This window comes from Aureimonas sp. AU22, from assembly GCF_001463745.1.
Classification (GTDB): Bacteria; Pseudomonadota; Alphaproteobacteria; order Rhizobiales; family Rhizobiaceae; genus Aureimonas.
Genome location: NZ_BBWJ01000019.1, coordinates 1 through 19,820 on the forward strand (window position 1 = coordinate 1; position 19,820 = coordinate 19,820).

General features: G+C 66.8%; 18 protein-coding genes. 7 read left to right on the forward strand and 11 right to left on the reverse strand.

What is annotated here, in order from left to right; all coding sequences use genetic code 11:
• Positions 1 to 253: 253 nt before the first annotated feature.
• The 4 genes from AUL34_RS07430 to uvrC all read right to left on the reverse strand — a co-directional run bounded on the left by AUL34_RS07430 (position 254) and on the right by uvrC (position 3,778).
• Complete coding sequence (locus AUL34_RS07430) at positions 254 to 715, reverse strand: molybdenum cofactor biosynthesis protein MoaE (RefSeq protein WP_061932775.1); 462 nt, start codon at positions 713 to 715, stop codon at positions 254 to 256.
• 1 nt (position 716) lies between these two features.
• A complete protein-coding gene (moaD, locus tag AUL34_RS07435; protein ID WP_061932777.1) occupies positions 717 to 968 on the reverse strand; it encodes a molybdopterin converting factor subunit 1 in 252 nt (83 codons plus the stop codon).
• Between the two features lie 38 nt (positions 969 to 1,006).
• On the reverse strand, positions 1,007 to 1,588 hold the full coding sequence (gene pgsA / locus AUL34_RS07440) for a CDP-diacylglycerol--glycerol-3-phosphate 3-phosphatidyltransferase (protein ID WP_061932779.1): 582 nt from the start codon (positions 1,586 to 1,588) through the stop codon (positions 1,007 to 1,009).
• A 126-nt stretch (positions 1,589 to 1,714) separates the two neighbouring features.
• On the reverse strand, positions 1,715 to 3,778 hold the full coding sequence (gene uvrC / locus AUL34_RS07445) for an excinuclease ABC subunit UvrC (protein WP_061932781.1): 2,064 nt from the start codon (positions 3,776 to 3,778) through the stop codon (positions 1,715 to 1,717).
• Between the two features lie 381 nt (positions 3,779 to 4,159).
• Here uvrC and AUL34_RS07450 point away from each other — a divergent pair, with 381 nt between their 5' ends.
• Positions 4,160 to 4,813, forward strand: a complete 654-nt coding sequence (locus AUL34_RS07450) for an outer membrane protein (RefSeq protein ID WP_061932949.1) — start codon at positions 4,160 to 4,162, stop codon at positions 4,811 to 4,813.
• 78 nt (positions 4,814 to 4,891) lie between these two features.
• Here AUL34_RS07450 and AUL34_RS07455 read toward each other — a convergent pair whose 3' ends face one another.
• The 3 genes from AUL34_RS07455 to AUL34_RS07465 all read right to left on the reverse strand — a co-directional run bounded on the left by AUL34_RS07455 (position 4,892) and on the right by AUL34_RS07465 (position 6,875).
• Positions 4,892 to 5,488, reverse strand: coding sequence for a glutathione S-transferase family protein (locus AUL34_RS07455; protein WP_061932783.1), 597 nt, complete (start codon positions 5,486 to 5,488; stop codon positions 4,892 to 4,894).
• Positions 5,489 to 5,505: 17 nt separating this feature from the next.
• Positions 5,506 to 5,958, reverse strand: coding sequence for a hypothetical protein (locus AUL34_RS07460; RefSeq protein ID WP_061932790.1), 453 nt, complete (start codon positions 5,956 to 5,958; stop codon positions 5,506 to 5,508).
• 74 nt (positions 5,959 to 6,032) lie between these two features.
• On the reverse strand, positions 6,033 to 6,875 hold the full coding sequence (locus AUL34_RS07465; RefSeq protein WP_061932792.1) for a 23S rRNA (adenine(2030)-N(6))-methyltransferase RlmJ: 843 nt from the start codon (positions 6,873 to 6,875) through the stop codon (positions 6,033 to 6,035).
• Positions 6,876 to 6,999: 124 nt separating this feature from the next.
• On the opposite strand from AUL34_RS07465, the gene AUL34_RS07470 reads away from it, so the two are divergent.
• Positions 7,000 to 8,112 carry an alkene reductase gene (locus AUL34_RS07470; RefSeq protein WP_061932794.1) on the forward strand — a complete coding sequence of 371 codons (1,113 nt, stop codon included), beginning with the start codon at positions 7,000 to 7,002 and terminating at the stop codon, positions 8,110 to 8,112.
• A gap of 124 nt (positions 8,113 to 8,236) precedes the next feature.
• Positions 8,237 to 10,342, forward strand: a complete 2,106-nt coding sequence (locus tag AUL34_RS07475) for a molybdopterin-dependent oxidoreductase (protein WP_061932951.1) — start codon at positions 8,237 to 8,239, stop codon at positions 10,340 to 10,342.
• Between the two features lie 100 nt (positions 10,343 to 10,442).
• Here AUL34_RS07475 and purN read toward each other — a convergent pair whose 3' ends face one another.
• The 3 genes from purN to AUL34_RS07490 all read right to left on the reverse strand — a co-directional run bounded on the left by purN (position 10,443) and on the right by AUL34_RS07490 (position 12,727).
• A complete protein-coding gene (gene purN / locus AUL34_RS07480) occupies positions 10,443 to 11,072 on the reverse strand; it encodes a phosphoribosylglycinamide formyltransferase (protein WP_061932953.1) in 630 nt (209 codons plus the stop codon).
• Between the two features lie 56 nt (positions 11,073 to 11,128).
• Complete coding sequence (gene purM / locus AUL34_RS07485) at positions 11,129 to 12,202, reverse strand: phosphoribosylformylglycinamidine cyclo-ligase (protein WP_061932796.1); 1,074 nt, start codon at positions 12,200 to 12,202, stop codon at positions 11,129 to 11,131.
• A gap of 69 nt (positions 12,203 to 12,271) precedes the next feature.
• A complete protein-coding gene (locus AUL34_RS07490; RefSeq protein WP_061932799.1) occupies positions 12,272 to 12,727 on the reverse strand; it encodes a GFA family protein in 456 nt (151 codons plus the stop codon).
• 104 nt (positions 12,728 to 12,831) lie between these two features.
• On the opposite strand from AUL34_RS07490, the gene AUL34_RS07495 reads away from it, so the two are divergent.
• The 4 genes from AUL34_RS07495 to ppx all read left to right on the forward strand — a co-directional run bounded on the left by AUL34_RS07495 (position 12,832) and on the right by ppx (position 18,617).
• On the forward strand, positions 12,832 to 14,004 hold the full coding sequence (locus AUL34_RS07495) for an AI-2E family transporter (RefSeq protein WP_061932801.1): 1,173 nt from the start codon (positions 12,832 to 12,834) through the stop codon (positions 14,002 to 14,004).
• A gap of 4 nt (positions 14,005 to 14,008) precedes the next feature.
• Positions 14,009 to 14,692 (forward strand): hypothetical protein, encoded by a 684-nt coding sequence (locus tag AUL34_RS07500; protein WP_061932955.1) that lies wholly within the window; start codon positions 14,009 to 14,011, stop codon positions 14,690 to 14,692.
• 138 nt (positions 14,693 to 14,830) lie between these two features.
• Positions 14,831 to 17,110 carry an RNA degradosome polyphosphate kinase gene (locus AUL34_RS07505; RefSeq protein ID WP_082653224.1) on the forward strand — a complete coding sequence of 760 codons (2,280 nt, stop codon included), beginning with the start codon at positions 14,831 to 14,833 and terminating at the stop codon, positions 17,108 to 17,110.
• On the forward strand, positions 17,058 to 18,617 hold the full coding sequence (gene ppx, locus AUL34_RS07510; protein ID WP_061932803.1) for an exopolyphosphatase: 1,560 nt from the start codon (positions 17,058 to 17,060) through the stop codon (positions 18,615 to 18,617). Before AUL34_RS07505 ends, ppx begins: the two co-directional genes overlap by 53 nt.
• 46 nt (positions 18,618 to 18,663) lie before the next feature.
• Here ppx and rnd read toward each other — a convergent pair whose 3' ends face one another.
• Positions 18,664 to 19,815 (reverse strand): ribonuclease D, encoded by a 1,152-nt coding sequence (gene rnd / locus AUL34_RS07515; protein WP_061932805.1) that lies wholly within the window; start codon positions 19,813 to 19,815, stop codon positions 18,664 to 18,666.
• Between the last annotated feature and the right edge of the window lie 5 nt (positions 19,816 to 19,820).

Sequence of the window (19,820 nt, forward strand, 5' to 3'; positions counted from 1 at the left end):
ACCCGTCAGAGGGGAGCGCCAAAAGGGCCGAGGCGGCGGGCAACCGGAGAAGCTCTGTGGCGGGGTCTCGCACACCCTGCCGAACCGCAACCACCGCGCGGGTCGCCGGAGGCGGACCACTCTAATCAACGACCCCAGGAGGTTCGCCTCCGGCGGCCCGTCGCCCGTTCCATCCGGGGCGACCCAAAGGACAGCCCCATCAACCCGGTCGCAAACGCGATGCGGGCGATCGGGCGTGTCTTCCGCGTAAGCGCTATAGCCGATGCCAGCGGTCCGCTGCGAGATCGTCGGTATCCCTAGCCTCGACCCATCCGCCGATCGCGCCATCAGCGAGATGTTCGCGCTTCCAGAAGGGGGCCCGCGACTTCATGAAGTCCATCACGAAGGAGGCGGCTTCGAACGCCGCCTGTCGGTGGACCGAAGTGCAGGCGACGAACACGATCTCCTCGCCCGGCGCGATCATGCCGTAGCGGTGGACGCAGCGAAGACGCAGGAGCGGCCACCGCTCGGCCGCCTGAGCGGCGATGTTGCCGATAGCGCGCTCGGCCATGCCGGGATAGTGCTCGATTTCGAGCGCCCGAAGCCGGCGGCCTTCGTCGCGGCAGTAACCCGCGAAGGTGACCGCCGCCCCGGCCTCGCCGCCCGGCGACATCTCGTGCGCTTCCCGGGCGAGATCGATGCGGTCGGATTGGATCGCAACGGAAATCTCGGCCATGTCAGCCGCCCGTCATCGGCGGGAAGATCGCGATCTCGCTGCAGTTTCCGATCGGTTGGGAATGCGGCACGTGTTCCTGGTCGATCGCGACCCGGATCATTTCCGGCGCCTGCAGCGCCGCGTCGTAGCCTTCGCCGCGCCCCTTCAGCCAGTGCAGGAGATCGTCGACGGTCACGATGCCGGCGGGGAGGGCGACCTCCTCCTCGCCGATCCCGATGCGCTCGCGAACCCAGGCGAAGTAGACGATCTTCATGGCAAGCCTCCCGGTCCGTCGGCGGGCAATGTCCGCCTTCACACGTCGATATGGCGCAGCCCGGCCCGGAAGTAATCGTAGCCCGTGTAAAGCGTGATGATCGCCGCGATCCAGAGAAGCACGATTCCCGCCTGCGTGACGTGGGGAACGATCTGGTCGCCCGCCGGCCCGGCGAGCAGGAACGAGATCGCCACCATCTGCGTCGCCGTCTTCCATTTGGCGAGGCGCGTGACGGGCACGGAGACCTTCAGTTCGGCAAGATACTCGCGCAGACCCGACACCAGGATCTCGCGGCACAGGATCACGATGGCCGCCCAGATGGTCCAGCCCGCGATCGTGCCGTCCGCCGCCAGAACGAGAAGCGCGGCCGCCACGAGCAGCTTGTCGGCGATCGGGTCCAGCATGCGACCGATGGTCGACGTCTGCTGCCACATGCGGGCGAGGTAGCCATCGAGCCAATCCGTCACGCTGGCCACGACGAACAGGGCGAGCGCCGACCAGCGGGCGGCGTCGGACCCGTGCAGGCGGCCTTCGAGAAAGAAGCAGAGGACCACGAGGGGAACGGCAGCGATCCGGGCGTAGGTCAGGATGTTGGGAAGGCTGTACGCCTGGGATGCCATGGGTTCGGTCCGGTTGGAGGAGAGAGTCGGCCGAGGGATACGCACGTTCGGTGACGGTTCAAACGCGGCAGGCTTTCCCCGTCAACACAGGTGGACGAAAAAGGCACGCCGATCGGCTCGATCCGCCTACTGGCGTTCGTGGAAATGGTCGTAGATCGTCTTCGCCATCGCGGCCGAAATGCCCTCGACCTTCAAGAGGTCGTCGAATGCGGCGCGGGAGACGGCCTTGGCCGTACCGAAATGATGAAGCAGCGCTCGTTTGCGAGACGGGCCGATGCCGCCGATCTCGTCGAGCGGGTTCTTGGTCAGTTCCTTCTTGCGTTTGGCGCGATGCGTGCCGATCGCGAACCGGTGGGCTTCGTCGCGCAGGCGTTGCAGGAAGTAGAGGACCGGATCGCGCGGCGGCAGCGAGAAGGGCTCGCGCCCCTCCACGATGAACCGTTCGCGCCCCGCGTCGCGGTCGACCCCTTTCGCGACGCCGATGGTCGTCACCTTGTCGGCGATGCCGAGTTCGCCGAGGATCGTGCGCACCGCCGAAATCTGACCCTTGCCGCCGTCGATCAGCACGAGATCGGGCCAGGCCGGCATCTCCGCCGTATCCGCCGGCTCGTCCGCATCCGCATCCGCCTCGACGGCCGGGGAGGGCTGGGGGCCCGCGTCGCCGTGCTCCTTGATGAGGCGCGAGAAGCGGCGTGTCATCACCTCGCGCATCATGCCGAAGTCGTCGCCCGGCGTGATGTCGGCACCGCGGATGTTGAACTTGCGATACTGGTTCTTCGCAAAGCCCTGCGGCCCGGCCACGATCATCGCGCCCACGGCGTTTGTGCCCATGATATGCGAGTTGTCGAAGACCTCGATCCGGCGCGGCGCCGCGGCAAGGCCGAACGTTTCCTTCAGGCCAGCTAGGAGGCGCGCCTGCGAGGAGGTTTCCGCCAGACGCCGCCCCAGGGCCTCCCGGGCATTGCTCGTCGCGTGATCGACCAGGTCCTTCTTCTCGCCGCGCTTCGGGATCGCGATCTCGACGCGGCGCTCCGCCTTCGCGCCCAGTGCGTCGGACAGGAGCTCGCGGTCCTCGACGTCCACCGGAAGCAGGACGAGCGCGGCCGGCGGCTTGTCGTCGTAGAACTGCGCCAGGAACGCGCCCAGCACTTCACCGGGCTCCAGCGAAGGGTCGGCCTTCGGGAAGTAGGCGCGGTTGCCCCAGTTCTGGCCGGTGCGGAAGAAGAAGACCTGGATGCAGGTCAGCCCGCCTTCCTGATGGATCGCGAACACGTCCGCTTCCTCGACGCCGTGCGGGTTGATGCCCTGGTGCGACTGGATGTGCGAGAGCGCCGAGAGGCGGTCGCGGTAGACGGCCGCCCGTTCGAAGTCGAGATCGTCCGATGCTTCCTGCATGGCGCGCGCGATGGACTGCTTCACTTGCCCCGACCGGCCGGACAGGAACGCCTTTGCCTCGCCGACGAGGCCGGCGTACCCCTCCAGCGAGATTTCGCCGGTGCATGGGCCGGAGCACCGCTTGATCTGGTAGAGCAGGCAGGGCCGCGTGCGCGTCTCGAACACACTGTCGGTGCAGGTGCGCAGAAGGAACGCGCGCTGGAGTGAGGCCACCGTGCGCCCAACCGCGCCCCCGGAGGCGAACGGCCCGAAATAGCTGCCTTTCCGCGAACGGGCGCCGCGATGCTTGAAGATCGCAGGCGCCTTGTGGTCGTCGGACACGAGGATGTAGGGGAACGACTTGTCGTCCCGCATCAGGACGTTGAAGCGCGGGCGCAGGCGCTTGATGAGGTTGGCCTCGAGCAGAAGCGCCTCGGTTTCGGTGCGGGTGGTGACGAACTCCATGTGCCGCGTCGCCCGGATCATGCGCAGGATCCGGTTGTTGTGGCCGGCAAGCCGCGTGTAGCTCGCAACCCGCTTCTTCAGCGACTTGGCCTTGCCGACGTAGAGCACCTCGTTGGCCTCGTCGAACATGCGATAGACGCCGGGACTGTTGGGCAGTCGCTTCTGAAACTCCGAGATCAGCTCGGCACCGGCCAGCGTCTGGTCGACCTCGCGGCCGCCGTCGTGCCACTCGATGGACGCGACGAGCGAGGCAGCCGGGCTCGGCTCCGCGCCGGCTTCGGCATCGCCTTCCGCAAAGTCGTCATCGGTCTCGAAGTCGTCGTCGATTTCGGGTGTCAGTTCGTCTGCCATGTCGTCTTCGCCGGGAAAGCGGGGTTGGATGCCACGGCCCTGCCGGATGGGCCGGCGGCGCCTGCGCCGAAGCGGAGCCGCCCGGCGGGCCGCGTCCTCAGCTGTTCGTCCCCTTATATGATTCACCATGTCCGCGCTTTGCAGGGGTAATCCGGCGCGAGAAAGGCGGCGCGTACCACTGGGGCGGTGCGAGAAAAGGGCAAGTGTCACCGTCGTGCAATTGGCGCGGAGGTCCGGTGCCTATTAGATGACGAATGTCGGATGTCGGCACCCTCGGGATTTTCGAGCGGCTGCCGGAGCCGGAACGCCGAAGCTCTGTCGGCGTTGCGTCCCAAGGTGTTGTCGGAAGGCATGAGCGTCGCCTTTCCCGGAGTTCGGACCATGAAGGTGTTTCGCACCTTGGCCTTGAGCGGACTGCTTTCGATGACGGCGGGGCACGTCGTGGCTGCCGACGCGGTGGTGGCTGAGCCCGCGCCGGCCTTTGCGCCCGAAGCCTCGGTCTACACCTGGTCGGGTCCCTATGCCGGCGGCTTCGTCGGGTACAATTTCGCCAACGTGGATCAGTCCGGTGGCGCCAAGTTCGATGGCGAGGGCGTGGTCGGCGGCGTATACGCCGGATACTCGCTGCAGGACGGCAGCCTCGTCTACGGCGCGGAAGGCGATGTGGGGGCCTCCGACGTGACGGCCGGCGGCTTCAACGCGGCGACCGGCGTTCCGATCTCGGCCGATTCCACCGCGTTCGGATCGCTGCGTGCGCTCGTTGGCGTCGCCTTCGATCCCATCATGCTGTTCGCCACCGGCGGCGTCGCCGTGGCGAACAAGGAACTGTCGCTCGGCAACGTTTCGGACGACCAGACCCATCTCGGATACACGATCGGCGCAGGCGTCCAGGCCAAGGTGACCGACAGCGTGACGTCACGCGTCGAGTATCGCTACTCCGATTTCGAATCGAAGGACTACGACCTCGGCAACGTCACGGTCTCGTCCGGTTTCGACGAGCATTCCATCCGCGCCGGCCTGGCTCTGAAGTTCTGACGCCAAAAGCCTTCAGTCAAGAAAAAGGGCGGCTCCGCACCGGCGGGCCGCCCTTTTTCTTCGTCGTCGAAGCTGCGTTCAGGCCTGCGGCGCGAGCGCGGCGAGTTCGGGATGTGACGCGAAGAACCGTCCGAGCCATCCGGCAAGCTTGGGATGGCGTCCGTTCAGTTCCTCGGGAAATCGCAGCTGCACCCAGGCGAGATCCGACGAAACCGCGAGGTGGGCCAGATTCGGCTTCTCGGGAAGCGCCGTCACCTCGCGCTCCAGGGCATCGAGGGCGCGGTGTGCTCGGCGCCACTGCTTGTCCATCCAGGGCTCGTACCACATCGGCTCAGGCCGGTAGCGTTTCTCGTAGAGCGCCGCCATGGCAGCTTCCGTCATGCCGTCCGCCAGTGCTTCGATGCGCTTGGTGGCGGCCCAGGCGTCCGCGGCCTGCGGGATGATCGGATTGCCGGTGAGCCGATCGAGATATTCGCAGATGACCCGGCTGTCGTAGAGGGTGGAGCCGTCGTCGAGGATCAGCGCCGGGATCTTGCCGAGCGGGTTCGCCTCCGTCAGTTCCGCCGCCTCGTCGCCCGTGTTGGTCGGCACCAGATCGAGATGGAGGTCGCACAGGTGCGCGGCCATGCGCACCTTCGACGAGTAGGGCGAGGGCTTCGAATACAGAAGACGCATCGGAGGTCTCCGCCCGATCAGAAGCGGCGCAGCGATTCGCAGTTGGCGCCGTAGATCTTCCACGGATCGAGGCCGAGCACGCAGCCCTCGGCGCGCCAGCCGACGCCGGCGAAGCCCAGCGGATATTCGATCACGTAGTAGAATGTGCGCTGCTCGCCGCTGGAAATGAGAGCCGTGCCCTGGCAGTAGCGGCGTTCGATCTCCTTGTGTCCGCCCATCGGCTGATAGGCCTTCTCGAACAGCCCGCTGAACTCCACGACGGCCAGCGCCGCCGGGATCGTGCGGGGCGCACCGTACTCGAACTGATCCTCGACCTGCGCGAGCACACGCGAATCGTCACAGGCGGGCACCTTGGCCGTCGTGACGATCACGGCCGGAGCCGGGGCGGCCTGATAGTAGTCCGCCGCGAGCGCGGGCGTGGCGCAGGATGCGGCGACCAGGGCGGAGACGGCGGCGAGGCGGGAGCGCATGCGTCGGATCCTTCGATGGACAGGCGGCTTCGCCATGCGAAGCAAGGATTGTTAAGGGTTATATTGCACCCGGATCATTCGGCGACCAGCGCAATGATGCCACAATCGGCGCGATCCGACACGCCCAGCACCGGCAACAACGCGCGCATGATGGCGTCGGCTTCCGCCGCGAAGGTGTACGGCGGGTTAACGACCGCGAAGCCGGTGCCCACGAGGCGCTCGTCCGTCGAGAAAGGCTCGCGGAAGAAGTCGGCGGCGATGACGTTGCGAATGCCGCTTTCGCGCAGGGCTTCGTGGAAGCCCTCGTATTGCGCACGCCTCTTGATCGGATACCACACGGCATATGTGCCGCCCGGCCACCGCCGCCACGCCTCGCCCACCCGCGCTGCGATCCGTTCGAACTCGCCGACCTCCTCGAAGGGCGGGTCGATCAGCACCAGGCCGCGCTTCTCCTTGGGCGGAAGGTGGGCCCCCAGCGCCAGCCATCCGTCGAGTTCAATCGTCTTGACCTGGACGTCGCCCGCAAACTCCGCCGCAAGGGCCGCGGAGTCCACCGGATGAAGCTCGTAGGCCGAGAGCCTGTCCTGGCGGCGCAGGAGATGGCGGGCGATCCATGGGCTGCCGGGGTAGGCGCTCGTGCCGAGGGCCACTTCCGCGGCTTCCACCGTTTGCCGATAGGGCAGGAGGAGCGGATCGTCCCAGGCCGGCGAAGCGCGAAGGGCCGCGATGCCCGCCTCGTGCTCGCCGGTGCGCCGGGCCTCGTCGGCCGCAAGGTCGTAGCGCCCGCGTCCGGCGTGCGTGTCCATCACCCGGAACGCCTTGTCCTTGTGCTTCAGGTACTCGATCAGCCGGCACAGAAGGGCGTGCTTCACGACGTCGGCGAAATTTCCCGCGTGAAAGGCGTGCCGGTAGTTCAAGTTTCAGCGCTCCGTGAACACAGCATTCGCAAAAGGGGGATGCTGCAATGCGCACACCCACCCCATATTGCGCGTTGGTAGCGCGAAACGCGCCCCGCCGCGAATTGAAATCGGGACACCTTTCATGGCCGAAAAGAAGTTTTTCCAGCCGTTCGACCTCGGACCGCTCCACCTCGCGAACCGCGCCGTCATGGCGCCGCTGACCCGCAGCCGCGCCACCAGCGACGGCGTCCCCAAGGACATGCACGTCGAGTACTATCGCCAGCGCGCCGGCGCAGGTCTCATCATCTCGGAGGCCACCAACATCTCGGTCGAAGGCCGCGGCTACGCCTGGACGCCCGGCATCTACACCGACAGTCAGGTGACCGCCTGGAAGAAGGTGACGGACGCCGTTCACGCGGAGGGCGGCAAGATCGTGCTGCAGCTCTGGCATGTCGGACGCATCTCGCACCCCGATCTGCAGGAGAACCACCAGCCGCCGGTCGCGCCCTCGGCGGTGAAGCCCAGCGGCAAGGCCTTCACGGAGGAAGGTTTCAAGGATCACGAGACGCCGCGTGCGCTGGATGAGAGCGAGCTCCCGCGTGTGATCGAGGACTACGTCAAGGCGACCCGCAATGCGCGCGCAGCCGGCTTCGACGGCGTCGAGCTGCACTCGGCCAACGGCTACCTTCTCGACCAGTTCCTGCGCGACGGCACCAACACCCGCACCGACCGCTACGGCGGATCGATCGAGAATCGCATGCGCTTCCCGCTGGAGGTGCTGGATGCCGTGATCGCGGCCTGGGACGCCGATCATGTCGGCGTGCGCATCTCGCCGGTGACGGTGATGGGCGGTTCGAGCGAAAGCGATCAGCAGGGTCTCTTCAACGCCTACGTGGTGGAGCTCAACAAGCGCAAGCCGCTGTATCTTCACGTCATCGAGGGCCAGACCGGCGGCGATCGCAAAAAGGACGGTTTCGACTACGCGGCCCTCCGCCAGCGTTTCGACGGCGTCTACATGGGCAACAACAACTACGACCCGCAATTCGCGATCGAGCAGATCGAGAAGGGCGAGATCGACCTTGCCTGCTTCGGCAAGCTGTTCATCTCAAATCCCGATCTCGTCGCGCGGGTCGAGGTCGGCGCGCCGCTCAACGAGTGGAACAACGACACGTTCTACGGTGGCGACGAGCGCGGATACACCGACTACCCCGCGCTGACGCCGGAAGAGCGGGCGCGCTACGCGCAGGCCGCCTGATCGGGCAAACTGACCGGGGGCCGGGCGGGAACGTCCGGCCTCTTCGCTACGATCACGCCGGCGCATCGCTGACATTGCGAAAAAGAATGGGCGGTGCTTCGCGGCGTCGATTATGGTCGCGCGCATGAACCAGCACGTCCCCGCCCGCAAGGGCTATACCGCCTGTCCGCACGACTGCCCGTCCACCTGCGCGCTCGAGGTCGAGATCATCGACGAGCGCACGATCGGCCGCGTGCGCGGAGCCGAGGACAACAGCTACACGGCCGGCGTCATCTGCGCCAAGGTCGCCCGATATGCCGAACGGGTGCACCATCCCGACCGTCTCATGAAGCCGCTTCAAAGGGTCGGCGGCAAGGGTGAGGGCACTTGGCGGGAGATTGACTGGGACGACGCACTCGATCTCGTGGCGGAGAAGTTCTTGGCTGCCGAGGCCCGCTACGGCTCGGAGGCGGTCTGGCCCTATTATTACGCGGGAACCATGGGGCTCGTGCAGCGCGACGGCATCAACCGCCTGCGCCACGCCAAACGCTATTCAGGCGAGTTCGACACGATCTGCACCAACACCGCCTGGACCGGTTTCGTCGCCGGCACGGGGCGGCTGGCCGGCGTCGATCCGCGCGAAATGGCAAAGTCCGATTGCGTCGTGATCTGGGGCACCAATGCCGTGGCGACGCAGGTCAACGTCATGACCCACGCGGTGCGCGCCCGGAAGGAGCGCGGCGCTCCGATCGTCGTGATCGACATCTACGACAATCCGACGATGCGCCAAGCGGACGTCGCGCTGAAGCTCCGGCCGGGCACGGACGGCGCGCTCGCCTGCGCTCTCATGCATATCGCCTTTCGGGACGGGACGGCGGATCGCGCCTATCTCGACCGCTACGGCGACGATCCCGCCGGGCTCGAGGCGCATCTCGCCAGCCGCACGCCGGAATGGGCGAGCGGGATCACCGGGCTGACCGTCGCCGAGATCGAAAGCTTCGCGGCTCTCATCGGGCGCACGCCCCGCACGTTCTTCCGCCTCGGCTACGGCTTCTCGCGGCAGCGCAACGGCGCCGTGGCCATGCACGCCGCTCTGTCCGTACCGACGGTGTATGGTCACTGGCAGCACGAAGGAGGCGGCGCCTTCCACAACAACGGCGCCCTGTGGCGTTTCGACAAGGCGTTGATCGAGGGTCTCGACGATCTCGACCATTCGATCCGCCATCTCGACCAGTCGCGGATCGGCGCGGTCCTGACCGGCGATGCCGGGGCGCTGGCCGGCGGCCCGCCGGTGACGGCGATGCTTGTGCAGAACACCAACCCTGCCAATGTCGCGCCCGAGCAGCGAGACGTCGTGCGCGGCCTCATGCGGGATGACCTCTTCGTCGCGGTCCACGAGCAGTTCATGACCGACACCGCGAAGCTCGCCGACCTCGTGCTGCCTGCCGCGACCTCGATGGAATACGACGACATCTATCGGGGCGGCGGGCAGAGCCACATCCTGTTCGGTCCCAAGCTGATCGAGCATCCCGATACGGTGCGGACCAACCATTTCGTCATCGAGGAACTGGCCAAGCGGCTCGGCGTCGCCGACCGGCCTGGCTTCGGCATGACCGAGCGGGCGCTCATCGACGATCTCCTCCGCCGCAGCGGCTATGAGGGGCTGGAAACCCTCGAGCGGGAGCGGTGGCTCGACGTTCAGCCCGGTTTCAACGAGGCGCACTATCTCGGCGGGTTCGCCACGGCGGACCGCAAGTTCCGCTTCCGCGTCGATTGGGCGGGTCTCGTGGCGCCGAACCGTCCGCCGCCATCGATGGGCCTTCTCGGCCCCGTCGAAGCCCTGCCGTCCTTCCCCGACCATGCCGCCCTGATCGAGGAGACGGATGCCGAGCATCCGTTCCGGCTGGCCACGCCGCCGGCGCGACAGTTCCTGAACTCGTCCTTCGCCGAGACGGAAGGGTCGCGCAAGCGGGAGGGTCGCCCCGAGCTGCGCATGCACCCCGACGACGCGGCGCGCCTTGGTTTCACCGATGGTCAACGGCTGGAGATCGGCAATGCGCGCGGCGAAGTCGTCCTGCCGCTCAAGATGGATGCGGCAGCAAAGCCCGGCGTCGTGATCCACGAAGGGCTCTGGCCGAACGGTGCCTTCGAGCGAGGCGAAGGCATCAATGTTCTGACCGGCGCCGATCCGGTCGCGCCGTTCGGCGGGGCGGCCTTTCACGACAACAAGGTCTGGGTGCGAGCGGCCTAGAACACGTCCGGTGGACGCCGGTTCACCCGACGCGTTCTGTGTTCCTCGTTCGTCGCATTGTCCGGACGCGAAAGCCGGCTCGGCTTTCGCTGGAACTGCTCTAGCTCTCGCGTCCGTCCGGAGCGACGAGGATGGTCGGGCTGGCCGACCGCGGAGAGCCCGAACTCGAGCTGTCGAACGTCGTCCTGGCGCCGCTCTGCCGCACTGTGCCGTCGAGCACCAGCCGCAGCGCATGCGGATAGAGCCGATGCTCGGCGCGAAGCAGCCGGTTGGCCAGGCTGTCCGGTGTGTCGTCGCGCTCCACCGTGATCGCGGCCTGGGCGACGATCGGGCCTTCGTCCATGTCGTCGGTGACGAAATGGACCGTGCAGCCATGGATGCGCATGCCGGCTTCCAACACGCGGTCATGCGTGTGCAGTCCCGGAAACAACGGCAGCAGGGACGGGTGGATGTTGATCATTCGCCCAGCGTAGTGTCCGACGAAGAGCGGCGTCAGCAGGCGCATGTATCCCGCGAGACAGACGATGTCCGGTTTGTGGGCGTCGAGCGCCTCGATCAGGGCGCGCTCGTGCGCAGCGCGGTCGGCATACGCGCGCTGGTCCACCGCCTGCGCCGGGATGCCGTAGCGCGCGGCCGTCGCGAGCCCGCCGGCGTCCGGCTTGTTCGAGAGGACGGCCACGATCTCGCCGGGATAGGCCGGGTCCATCGCCGCGCCGATCAGCGCGCTCATGTTGGAGCCGCGACCGGAGATCAGCACCGCGACGCGTTTGCGGGTCGGCACGTCGCTCACAGCGCGAGCTGACCGTTGAACGTGACGGCGTCTTCGGCTTCGCGCGGCAGGATCCGCCCGAGCGGCACGACGGTTTCGCCCTCGCTCTGCAGCACGGCCGCGACCGACGCGGCCTCTGCCTCGCTGACGACCACGATCATGCCGACGCCGCAGTTGAAGGTCCGCAGCATCTCGGCCTCCGCGATGCCGCCTTGCGCCGCGAGCCAGCGGAAGACCGGCGGCACGGGGATGGCGTGGAGGTCGATGTCGGCGCGCAGATGGTCCGGCAAGACGCGCGGGATGTTTTCCGGGAAGCCGCCGCCCGTGATGTGCGCGAGCGCCTTGATCCCGTCACCCCCGCGGATGGCGGCCAGCAACGGCTTCACGTAGATCCGCGTCGGTGCGATCAAGGCCCCGGCCAGGCTCGCGCCGTCCGCCTCGAACGGGGCAGGGGCGTCGTAGCGTGCGCCCGCCATCTCGACCACGCGCCGCACCAGCGAGTAGCCGTTGGAGTGGACGCCCGACGACGCCAGCCCGAGGATCATGTCGCCGGACACGAGGTCGGCGCTCGGCAGAAGGCGGCCGCGCTCGGCCGCGCCGACCGCGAAGCCTGCGAGATCGTAGTCCTTCTCGGCGTAGAGGCCCGGCATCTCGGCGGTCTCGCCGCCGATCAGCGCGCAGCCCGCCTGGCGGCACCCCTCGGCGATGCCTGCGACGATCGCCTCGCCCTGCGCCGGATCGAGCTTTCCCGTCGCGAAGTAGTCGAGGAAGAACAGCGGCTCCGCGCCCTGCACCACGAGGTCGTTGACGCACATGGCCACGAGGTCGATGCCGATCGTGTCGTGCAGGCCGGTATCGATCGCGATCTTCAGCTTGGTGCCGACCCCGTCGTTCGCCGCAACGAGAACCGGGTCGGTGAAGCCCGCCGCCTTCAGATCGAACAGGCCGCCGAAACCGCCGATCTCCCCGTCCGCGCCGGGACGCCGGGTGGAGCGGACCAGCGGCTTGATCCGACGCACGAGCTCGTTGCCGGCGTCGATGTCGACGCCGGCCGCGGCATAGGTCAAACCGATCTTGGGATCAGCGGTCATGGCAAGGCCCTCTTTGGGTCGCGAGTTCGCATGATCGGGCCATACGGGCAAGGCTTTCGTCGGCCGTTTTCATGGGTTTTGCGCCGCGTAATCCGCCAGGAGGGCAGGGAACTCGGCTGGCGGCGGAAAGCGCGCGAAGCTGTGCGCGGCGGGCACGCGCGCCCAGGGAAGCTTCTCCGTCGTCCACGTCTCGATGAAGGGAACAAGCGACGCGCCGTCGTCCAGCATCGGGGTGCGCACGTTCACGAAGTCGTCCATGCCCTCCGGCCGCGTGAAGGCCCAGGTGAGGCAGTGGGCGCAGAAGGCATGCCGATGCCCTCCATGCAGGCCGCCGATCACGGTCTCCCCCGCCGTCACGGCGAAAGCCGCACTCGGGAACAGCGCCGACAGCGAGAAGGCGCTGGCCGTCATCTTCTGGCAGCCCGTGCAGTGACAAGCCATCGTGATCAACGGCTTGCCTCGAATGGAAATGCGGAGCCGTCCACAGCGGCATTCGCCAGCGGTTTCGAGCCTGTCCATTGCCATCTCCCGTCCTTGCGGCCCTCTTGACCGGTTTCGGCATGCCTGCCTATCTCGATTCCGTTCGCTCGTGCGCAAGTTCATACCGCGCCCGCGAACGGAGGCACTGCATGGTTCGCGATCGAAGCCGGCTTCTCAAGCGTCAGGTTCTCTTCTGGAGCCTCGCCGCGGTTGGCGTCATCCTGTTCATCTGGCTTTTCCGCGGAATCCTGCTGCCCTTCGTGCTGGGCATGGTGATGGCCTATTTTCTCGATCCGATCGCCGATTGGCTCGTGCGCCGTGGTTTCTCAAGGCTGACCGCCAGCATCACGATCCTGATCATGTTCCTGATCCTGATTGCGCTGGTTCTCCTGGTTCTCGTTCCCGTCATAGGCGGGCAGGTGGCCGGGTTCGTCGCGCGGCTGCCGCAATATCTCGGTCGCCTGCAGGAACTCGCCGACGATCTGCGAAAGGGTCCCCTCTCGCGTTTCATCGAAAGCGATCAGCAATCGGTGCAGCAGGACTTCCAGTCGGTGGTGCGCCAGCTCTCCGGCTTCGTCACATCGCTGGTGGCCTCGCTCTGGACCTCCAGCCTCGCGGTCGTGAATTTCCTGTCGCTGTTCGTGGTGACGCCGGTGGTCGCCTTCTACCTTCTTCTCGACTGGGACCGGATGATCGAGAAGATCGACGCGCTGGTGCCGCGTCAGCATGTGGGCACGGTCCGGCGCCTGGCGCGCGAGATCGATCGCTCGGTGGCCGGGTTCGTGCGAGGCCAGGGTAGCGTCTGCCTGATCCTCGGCACCTACTACGCCGTCGGCCTCACGCTCGTCGGGCTGAACTTCGGCCTTCTCATCGGCTTCTTCGCCGGGCTCATCTCGTTCGTGCCCTATGTCGGCTCCGCGGTCGGCCTCGTGATCGCGCTCGGCGTCGCGCTCGTGCAGTTCTCGCCGGATTGGGTCTGGGTGGCTGCGGCGGCGGGCGTCTTCTTTTCCGGCCAGTTCATCGAAGGCAACATCCTGCAGCCCAAGCTCGTCGGTGCGTCGGTCGGCCTCCATCCGGTGTGGCTCATGTTCGCGCTCTTCGCGTTCGGCGCGGTGTTCGGCTTCGTGGGCCTGCTGATCGCCGTGCCTGCGGCGGCGGCGGTCGGCGTCCTCGTTCGTTTCGCCCTTCAGAAGTATCTGGAGAGCGAGATGTATTTCGGACGCGAGTTGGCGGCGACGCCCCAACCCATCCAGATCGAAGGCGAGGGCCTGAATGCCGCGATCCGCAACCAGTTCGACCCGCGCGGCGGCCAGGGCGACTGATCGCGTGCGAAAGCCCGCGCAGCTTCCCCTGGACCTTCCCGCGCGCTCGTCGCTGGCGCGCGACGATCTCGTGACGGGTCCGGCGAACGCCCTGGCTGCGGAGGCCGTCGACGCATGGCCGCACTGGCCGCATCCGGTCGTCCTGATCTCCGGACCGCCGGGGTCGGGCAAGACGCATCTCGGTGCCGCGTGGAGCGAACTGTCCGGCGCGCAGCGCTGGCATCCGAGCCGGTCGGAACTCCCAGGTGACCCCGACCTGTTCGCGGTCCTCGTGGAGGATGTCGATCGGAGCGGCTACGACGAGGGCGGCCTCTTCGCACTCCTCAATGCGGCGCGGCTCGGCGGCGGCACGGTGCTTCTCACGTCGCGCGTCGGGGCGGGCGCGATCACCGTCGCGCTCGCCGACCTGCGCTCGCGCCTGCGGGCCGCGACGGCCGTCGAACTGCGTGCGCCTGACGAGGAGTTGCTGACCGGCGTCATCATGAAGCTCGCGGCCGATCGGCAGATCGCGATCGACCCGAAGGTCGTCGCCTACGCTCTTTCGCGCATGGAACGCTCCTTCGAGGCGGCGGCCGATTTCGTGCAGCGCCTGGATCGTGCAGCCCTGGCCGGCAAGGAGCGGATCGGACGGACCCTCGCCCAGCGCATTCTGGAGGACATGGCTGTGGAATCGAATCGAGCGTCATGAAACAGTCGTCGGACGAGGATAAGCGACCCCGACCTGCCGCCTTCGAACCTAGAGCATTCCATGAGCGAGACCCGCGCCTCCGACCAGTCCAAGTCCAGCCGTCCCACGGCTCGCCGTAAACTCACCGGACGCGACGGTATGCAGCCGAACGGCCAGGCCGAGACGGTGACGGTCGAGACGACCGAGCCGGATGCTGCCGCGCCGGAGCCGGATCAGCCACTGATGGAGGCGATCGGCATCCTGCCGGCGCCCGTTCCGCCCGTGCAGGTCTCGACGGCCGAGGAGCTTCCCGCCGATCGCTACGTCAACCGCGAAGTGTCCTGGCTCCAGTTCAACCGACGGGTTCTGGAGGAGGCGCAGAACCTCAACCATCCGCTGCTGGAGCGCGTTCGCTTCCTGTCGATCTCGGCCGGCAATCTCGACGAGTTCTTCATGGTGCGCGTCGCGGGTCTTGCGGGGCAGGTGCGTGCCAGCCTTTCCGTGCGCAGCGACGACGGCCTCCTGCCGCAGGAACAGCTCGACCGCGTGCTGACGGAAGTCGGCCAGCTCCAGGAGGAGCAGCAGGCCTCGCTCGCCGAACTGGTCAAGGCGCTGCGCACCGAGAACATCCTGATCGTGGGTGCGGGCGAGCTGAAGAAGGAAGACCGGGCCTGGCTGGAGCGGCATTTCGACGAGGCGATCTTCCCGGTCCTGACGCCGCTCTCCGTCGATCCGGCGCATCCATTTCCGTTCATCCCGAACCTCGGCTTCTCCATGGCGCTGGCGCTCATCCGCGAGCGCGATTCGCAGACCATGAACGCACTCCTGCGCCTGCCGACGGCGCTGCAGCGCTTCGTCGAGATGCCGATCACCGAGGCCGGCGTCTATCGCTTCGTACCGCTGGAAAGCGTGGTCGCGCTCTTCATCTCGAAGCTGTTCCCGGGCTACCGGGTGCGCGGGCAGGGCACGTTCCGCATCATCCGCGACTCGGACATGGAAGTGGCGGAAGAGGCCGAAGACCTCGTGCGCACGTTCGAAAGCGCGCTGAAGCGCCGTCGTCGCGGCTCGGTGATCCGCATCGAGTTCGATCATGTCATGCCCGAGAGCTTGCGCAACTTCGTGGCGAGCGAGCTCAACGTCTCGGAGTCGCGCGTCTCGGTGATGGACGGCATGCTGGCGCTGGACGCCGTGTCGCAGATCGTGAAGCTGCCGCGCGACGACCTCAAGTTCTCGCCCTACATCCCGCGCTTTCCCGAGCGCATCCGCGAGCACAACGGCGACTGCTTCGCGGCGATCCGCGAGAAGGACATCGTCATCCACCACCCGTACGAGTCGTTCGACGTGGTGGTGCAGTTCCTGCGGCAGGCGGCCTCCGACCCCAACGTCGTCGCCATCAAGCAGACGCTCTACCGGACCTCGAACGACTCGCCCATCGTGCGCGCCCTGATCGACGCGGCCGAAGCCGGCAAGTCGGTGACGGCGCTCGTCGAACTCAAGGCGCGGTTCGACGAGGAGGCCAACATCCGCTGGGCGCGCGATCTGGAGCGCGCGGGCGTGCAGGTCGTCTTCGGCTTCATCGAGAAGAAGACCCACTCGAAGCTGTCGCTCGTCGTGCGACGCGAAGAAGGGAAGATCGTGTCCTTCTGCCATATCGGCACGGGCAACTATCACCCGATCACCGCGAAGATCTACACCGACCTGTCCTACTTCACGGCGGACCCGGACATCGCGCACGACGTCTCCCTGATCTTCAACTACATCACCGGCTATGCCGAACCGACGGACCTGCGCAAGATCGCCATCTCGCCGCTGAACCTGCGCAAGCGCATTCTCCAACTCATCGACGAAGAGATCGCGCACGAGAAGGCCGGCCGGCAGGGGCAGATCTGGTTCAAGATGAACTCGCTGGTCGATCCGCAGATCATCGATGCCCTTTACCGCGCCAGCCAGGCGGGGGTGGAGATCGATCTCGTGGTGCGCGGCATCTGCTGCCTGAAACCGCGCGTGCCCGGGCTTTCGGACAATATCCGCGTCAAGTCGATCGTCGGTCGCTTCCTGGAGCACAGCCGCATCTTCTGCTTCGGCGCGGGCCATGGGTTGCCTTCCGAAAAGGCGATCGTCTACATGGGCTCTGCCGACATGATGCCCCGAAATCTCGATCGGCGGGTCGAAGCGCTGGTGCCTATCACGACGCCCACCGTCCACAGCCAGGTCCTGTCGCAGATCATGCTGGCCAACATCCTGGACAACCAGCAGAGTTGGTCGGTACTTTCCGACGGAACCTCGCGGCGGATCGCTCCGTCGGAAGGCGAGCAGCCGTTCAATGCCCAGCGCTATTTCATGACCAATCCAAGCCTGTCGGGACGCGGAAAGGCCTTGAAAACGAATGCTCCCAAGCTCATCGCGAGACAACGTGCGGAGCATTCCCGCTTCGACTGAGGAAGCGGCCCACGGGCGGCTGCCTGGCCGCGTGCCGGTGGCCGTCGTGGATATCGGATCGAATTCCGTGCGCCTCGTCGTTTACGAGGGCAACAGCCGCGCACCGACCATGCTCTTCAACGAGAAGGTGCTGAGCGGCCTCGGTCGCGGTCTTGCGGCGACCAACCGGCTGGACGACAAGGCGGTCGCGAACGCCATATCGGCGCTGAAACGCTTCCGCGCCCTGTGCGACCAGTTCCGGGTCGGCGAGATCCACCCGATCGCGACGGCCGCCGCTCGTGAAGCGACCAACGGCCCCGATTTCGTCGCCGCCGCGGAGAAGGCGATCGGCTGCCCGATCACCATCCTGTCCGGCGCCGACGAGGCGAAATATGCTGCCGAGGGCGTGTTGGCGGGGTTCCACGCTCCCAACGGCATCACGGGTGATCTTGGAGGCGGCAGCCTCGAGATCGTGGACGTCGCGGACGGGCGCATCGGCAACGGCGTGACGATGCCGCTCGGTGGACTGCGCCTGCAGGACATGTCGAGCGGCGATCTTTCCAAGGCGAGGCAGATCGCCGACAGTCACATGATCGCGAGCGGCTTCGCGCCGATCGCCGGCGGTCGGCCGTTCTACGCCGTCGGTGGAACGTGGCGGAACCTGATGAAGCTCCACATGGAGCAGACCGGCTACCCGATCCACGTCATGCACGGCTATTCCGTGAAAGCTTCCGACCTCGGGGACTTTCTCGCCGCGGTCGTGAAGAACGATCCGGACAAGCTGCCGGGCATTGCCGCCATCTCGCGCAACCGCCGCTCGCTCCTCGCCTTTGGCGCCGTCGCCCTCCAAGCCGTCATCCAGACCCTGAAGCCGTCCGACATCGTCATGTCGGCCTATGGTGTGCGGGAAGGCTACCTGCACGAGCGCCTTTCGGATGAAGAGAAGGCGAAGGACCCGCTTCTGGAGGCCGCGCACGAGTTGTCATTCCTGCGCTCGCGCTCGCCGCGCCATAACGAGGAACTCATCGACTGGTCGACCCGCACGTTCACCGCGCTCGGGATCGCAGAATCGGTGAGCGAGCAGCGACTGCGCAAGGCGGCCTGCCTTCTCACCGACATCGCTTGGCGAGCCCATCCCGACTACCGCGGCACGCAGGCCTTTTCCCTGGTCCTGAACGCCGCGTTCCCGGCGATCGATCATCCCGGCCGCGCCTATCTCAGCCTCGCGAACTACTATCGCTACGAGGGCGAGTTCGACCCCGCCGATGTCGAGCGGATGAGCAGCATCGTCGATCCGCGGATGCTTCATCTCGCCCGCGTCCTGGCCGCGCTGTTCCGCGTCACCTACCTCCTGACTGCGGCGATGCCGGGGGTCCTCGAGCGCCTACGCTGGGCGCAGGACCCGCGCGGCGGGTTCACGCTTGTCGTGCCGAAAGACCTCGGCGGCCTTGTCGGCGAGCGTCCCGAGGCGCGCCTGCAGGCGTTCGCGCGCGTCGTCGAACGCACGCTCCGGCTGGAAGTTCGCTGAAGGACTGCGGGGTCGGCCCGTCGATGCGGGCCGACGTCGCTTCGGATCAGAGCTTCACCACCTCGACGCGGCGGTTGCGGTAGACGAGGGCGGACTGTCCCTCCAGAAGCTCCAGCGCACGATTGCCGAAGAGCTCCCGGCGCCAACCTTCCAATGCGGGGACGTCGGCGTCCGGCCCGTTCACCGCGAGTTTCTCCAGATCGTCGCCCGACGCGATCAGGCGCCCTGCGACGCCGCGCTCGTCCACCACGATCTTGAGCAGCACCCGCAGGAACTCGACAGCCGAGGCTGTACCCTCCGGCTGGTTGGGCGGACGGGGAATGGCCGGAAGCTCGCTCTTCGGGATGGCGAGCGCCCGCCCGACCGCCGCCAGGATCTCGCGTCCCGCGTTCGAACGCTCGAAACCCTTCGAGACGGTCCGAAGACGGGACAACGCCGCCTCGTCCTTCGGCTGCTGCTGCGCGATCTCGTAGACGGCGTCATCCTTCAGGATGCGCGAGCGAGGCTGGTCGCGCTGCCGCGCTTCGCGCTCGCGCCATGCGGCCACCTCTTTCAGGACAGCCAGTTCGATCGGCTTCCTCACGCGCAACTTCAGCCGCCGCCATGCATCGTCCGGGTGGATGTCGTAGGTTGCCGGGTCGGTCAGCACCGCCATTTCATCCGCCAGCCAACCCTCGCGCCCCTCGACCGCAAGCGCGGCTTTGAGGAAGCGATAGGCGTCGCGCAGATAGGTGACGTCGGCCAGTGCGTATTCCAGCTGGTCGTTCGAAAGGGGCCGCCGACGCCAGTCCGTGAACCGCGACGTCTTGTCGATCCGACCCTGGGAGGTGCGGGCCACGAGCTGGTCGTAGGCGATCGATTCGCCGAAGCCGCACACCATCGCGGCGACCTGCGTGTCGAACAAAGGCTCCGGAATGAGGCCGCCCAGCTTGTGGACGATTTCGACGTCCTGGCGGGCTGCATGGAACACCTTGATGATGTTCGTATCGGCCATCAATGCGAAGAAGGGCTGGAGGTCGATGCCGTCGGCCAGCGGATCCACCAGAACGGCCAGATCGTCCGTGGCCATCTGGATCAGACAAAGCTCCGGCCAGAACGTCGTCTCGCGAATGAATTCGGTGTCGACCGTGACGAACTCGGCGCGGGACAGGGTGTTGCACGCCTCTTGGAGGGCGGCTGTCGTGGTAATCGGCTCCATGCAGT

Coding starts and splice junctions, on each gene's coding strand:
- AUL34_RS07455 (WP_061932783.1), bottom strand. CDS start 5,488: ATGCGTCTTCTGTATTCGAAGCCCTCGCCCTACTCGTCGAAGGTGCGC.
- AUL34_RS07460 (WP_061932790.1), bottom strand. CDS start 5,958: ATGCGCTCCCGCCTCGCCGCCGTCTCCGCCCTGGTCGCCGCATCCTGC.
- AUL34_RS07430 (WP_061932775.1), bottom strand. CDS start 715: ATGGCCGAGATTTCCGTTGCGATCCAATCCGACCGCATCGATCTCGCC.
- rnd (WP_061932805.1), bottom strand. CDS start 19,815: ATGGAGCCGATTACCACGACAGCCGCCCTCCAAGAGGCGTGCAACACC.
- AUL34_RS07475 (WP_061932951.1), top strand. CDS start 8,237: ATGAACCAGCACGTCCCCGCCCGCAAGGGCTATACCGCCTGTCCGCAC.
- AUL34_RS07495 (WP_061932801.1), top strand. CDS start 12,832: ATGGTTCGCGATCGAAGCCGGCTTCTCAAGCGTCAGGTTCTCTTCTGG.
- purM (WP_061932796.1), bottom strand. CDS start 12,202: ATGACCGCTGATCCCAAGATCGGTTTGACCTATGCCGCGGCCGGCGTC.
- pgsA (WP_061932779.1), bottom strand. CDS start 1,588: ATGGCATCCCAGGCGTACAGCCTTCCCAACATCCTGACCTACGCCCGG.
- purN (WP_061932953.1), bottom strand. CDS start 11,072: ATGAGCGCGCTGATCGGCGCGGCGATGGACCCGGCCTATCCCGGCGAG.
- AUL34_RS07450 (WP_061932949.1), top strand. CDS start 4,160: ATGAAGGTGTTTCGCACCTTGGCCTTGAGCGGACTGCTTTCGATGACG.
- AUL34_RS07470 (WP_061932794.1), top strand. CDS start 7,000: ATGGCCGAAAAGAAGTTTTTCCAGCCGTTCGACCTCGGACCGCTCCAC.
- AUL34_RS07490 (WP_061932799.1), bottom strand. CDS start 12,727: ATGGCAATGGACAGGCTCGAAACCGCTGGCGAATGCCGCTGTGGACGG.
- AUL34_RS07505 (WP_082653224.1), top strand. CDS start 14,831: ATGCAGCCGAACGGCCAGGCCGAGACGGTGACGGTCGAGACGACCGAG.
- ppx (WP_061932803.1), top strand. CDS start 17,058: ATGCTCCCAAGCTCATCGCGAGACAACGTGCGGAGCATTCCCGCTTCG.
- moaD (WP_061932777.1), bottom strand. CDS start 968: ATGAAGATCGTCTACTTCGCCTGGGTTCGCGAGCGCATCGGGATCGGC.
- uvrC (WP_061932781.1), bottom strand. CDS start 3,778: ATGGCAGACGAACTGACACCCGAAATCGACGACGACTTCGAGACCGAT.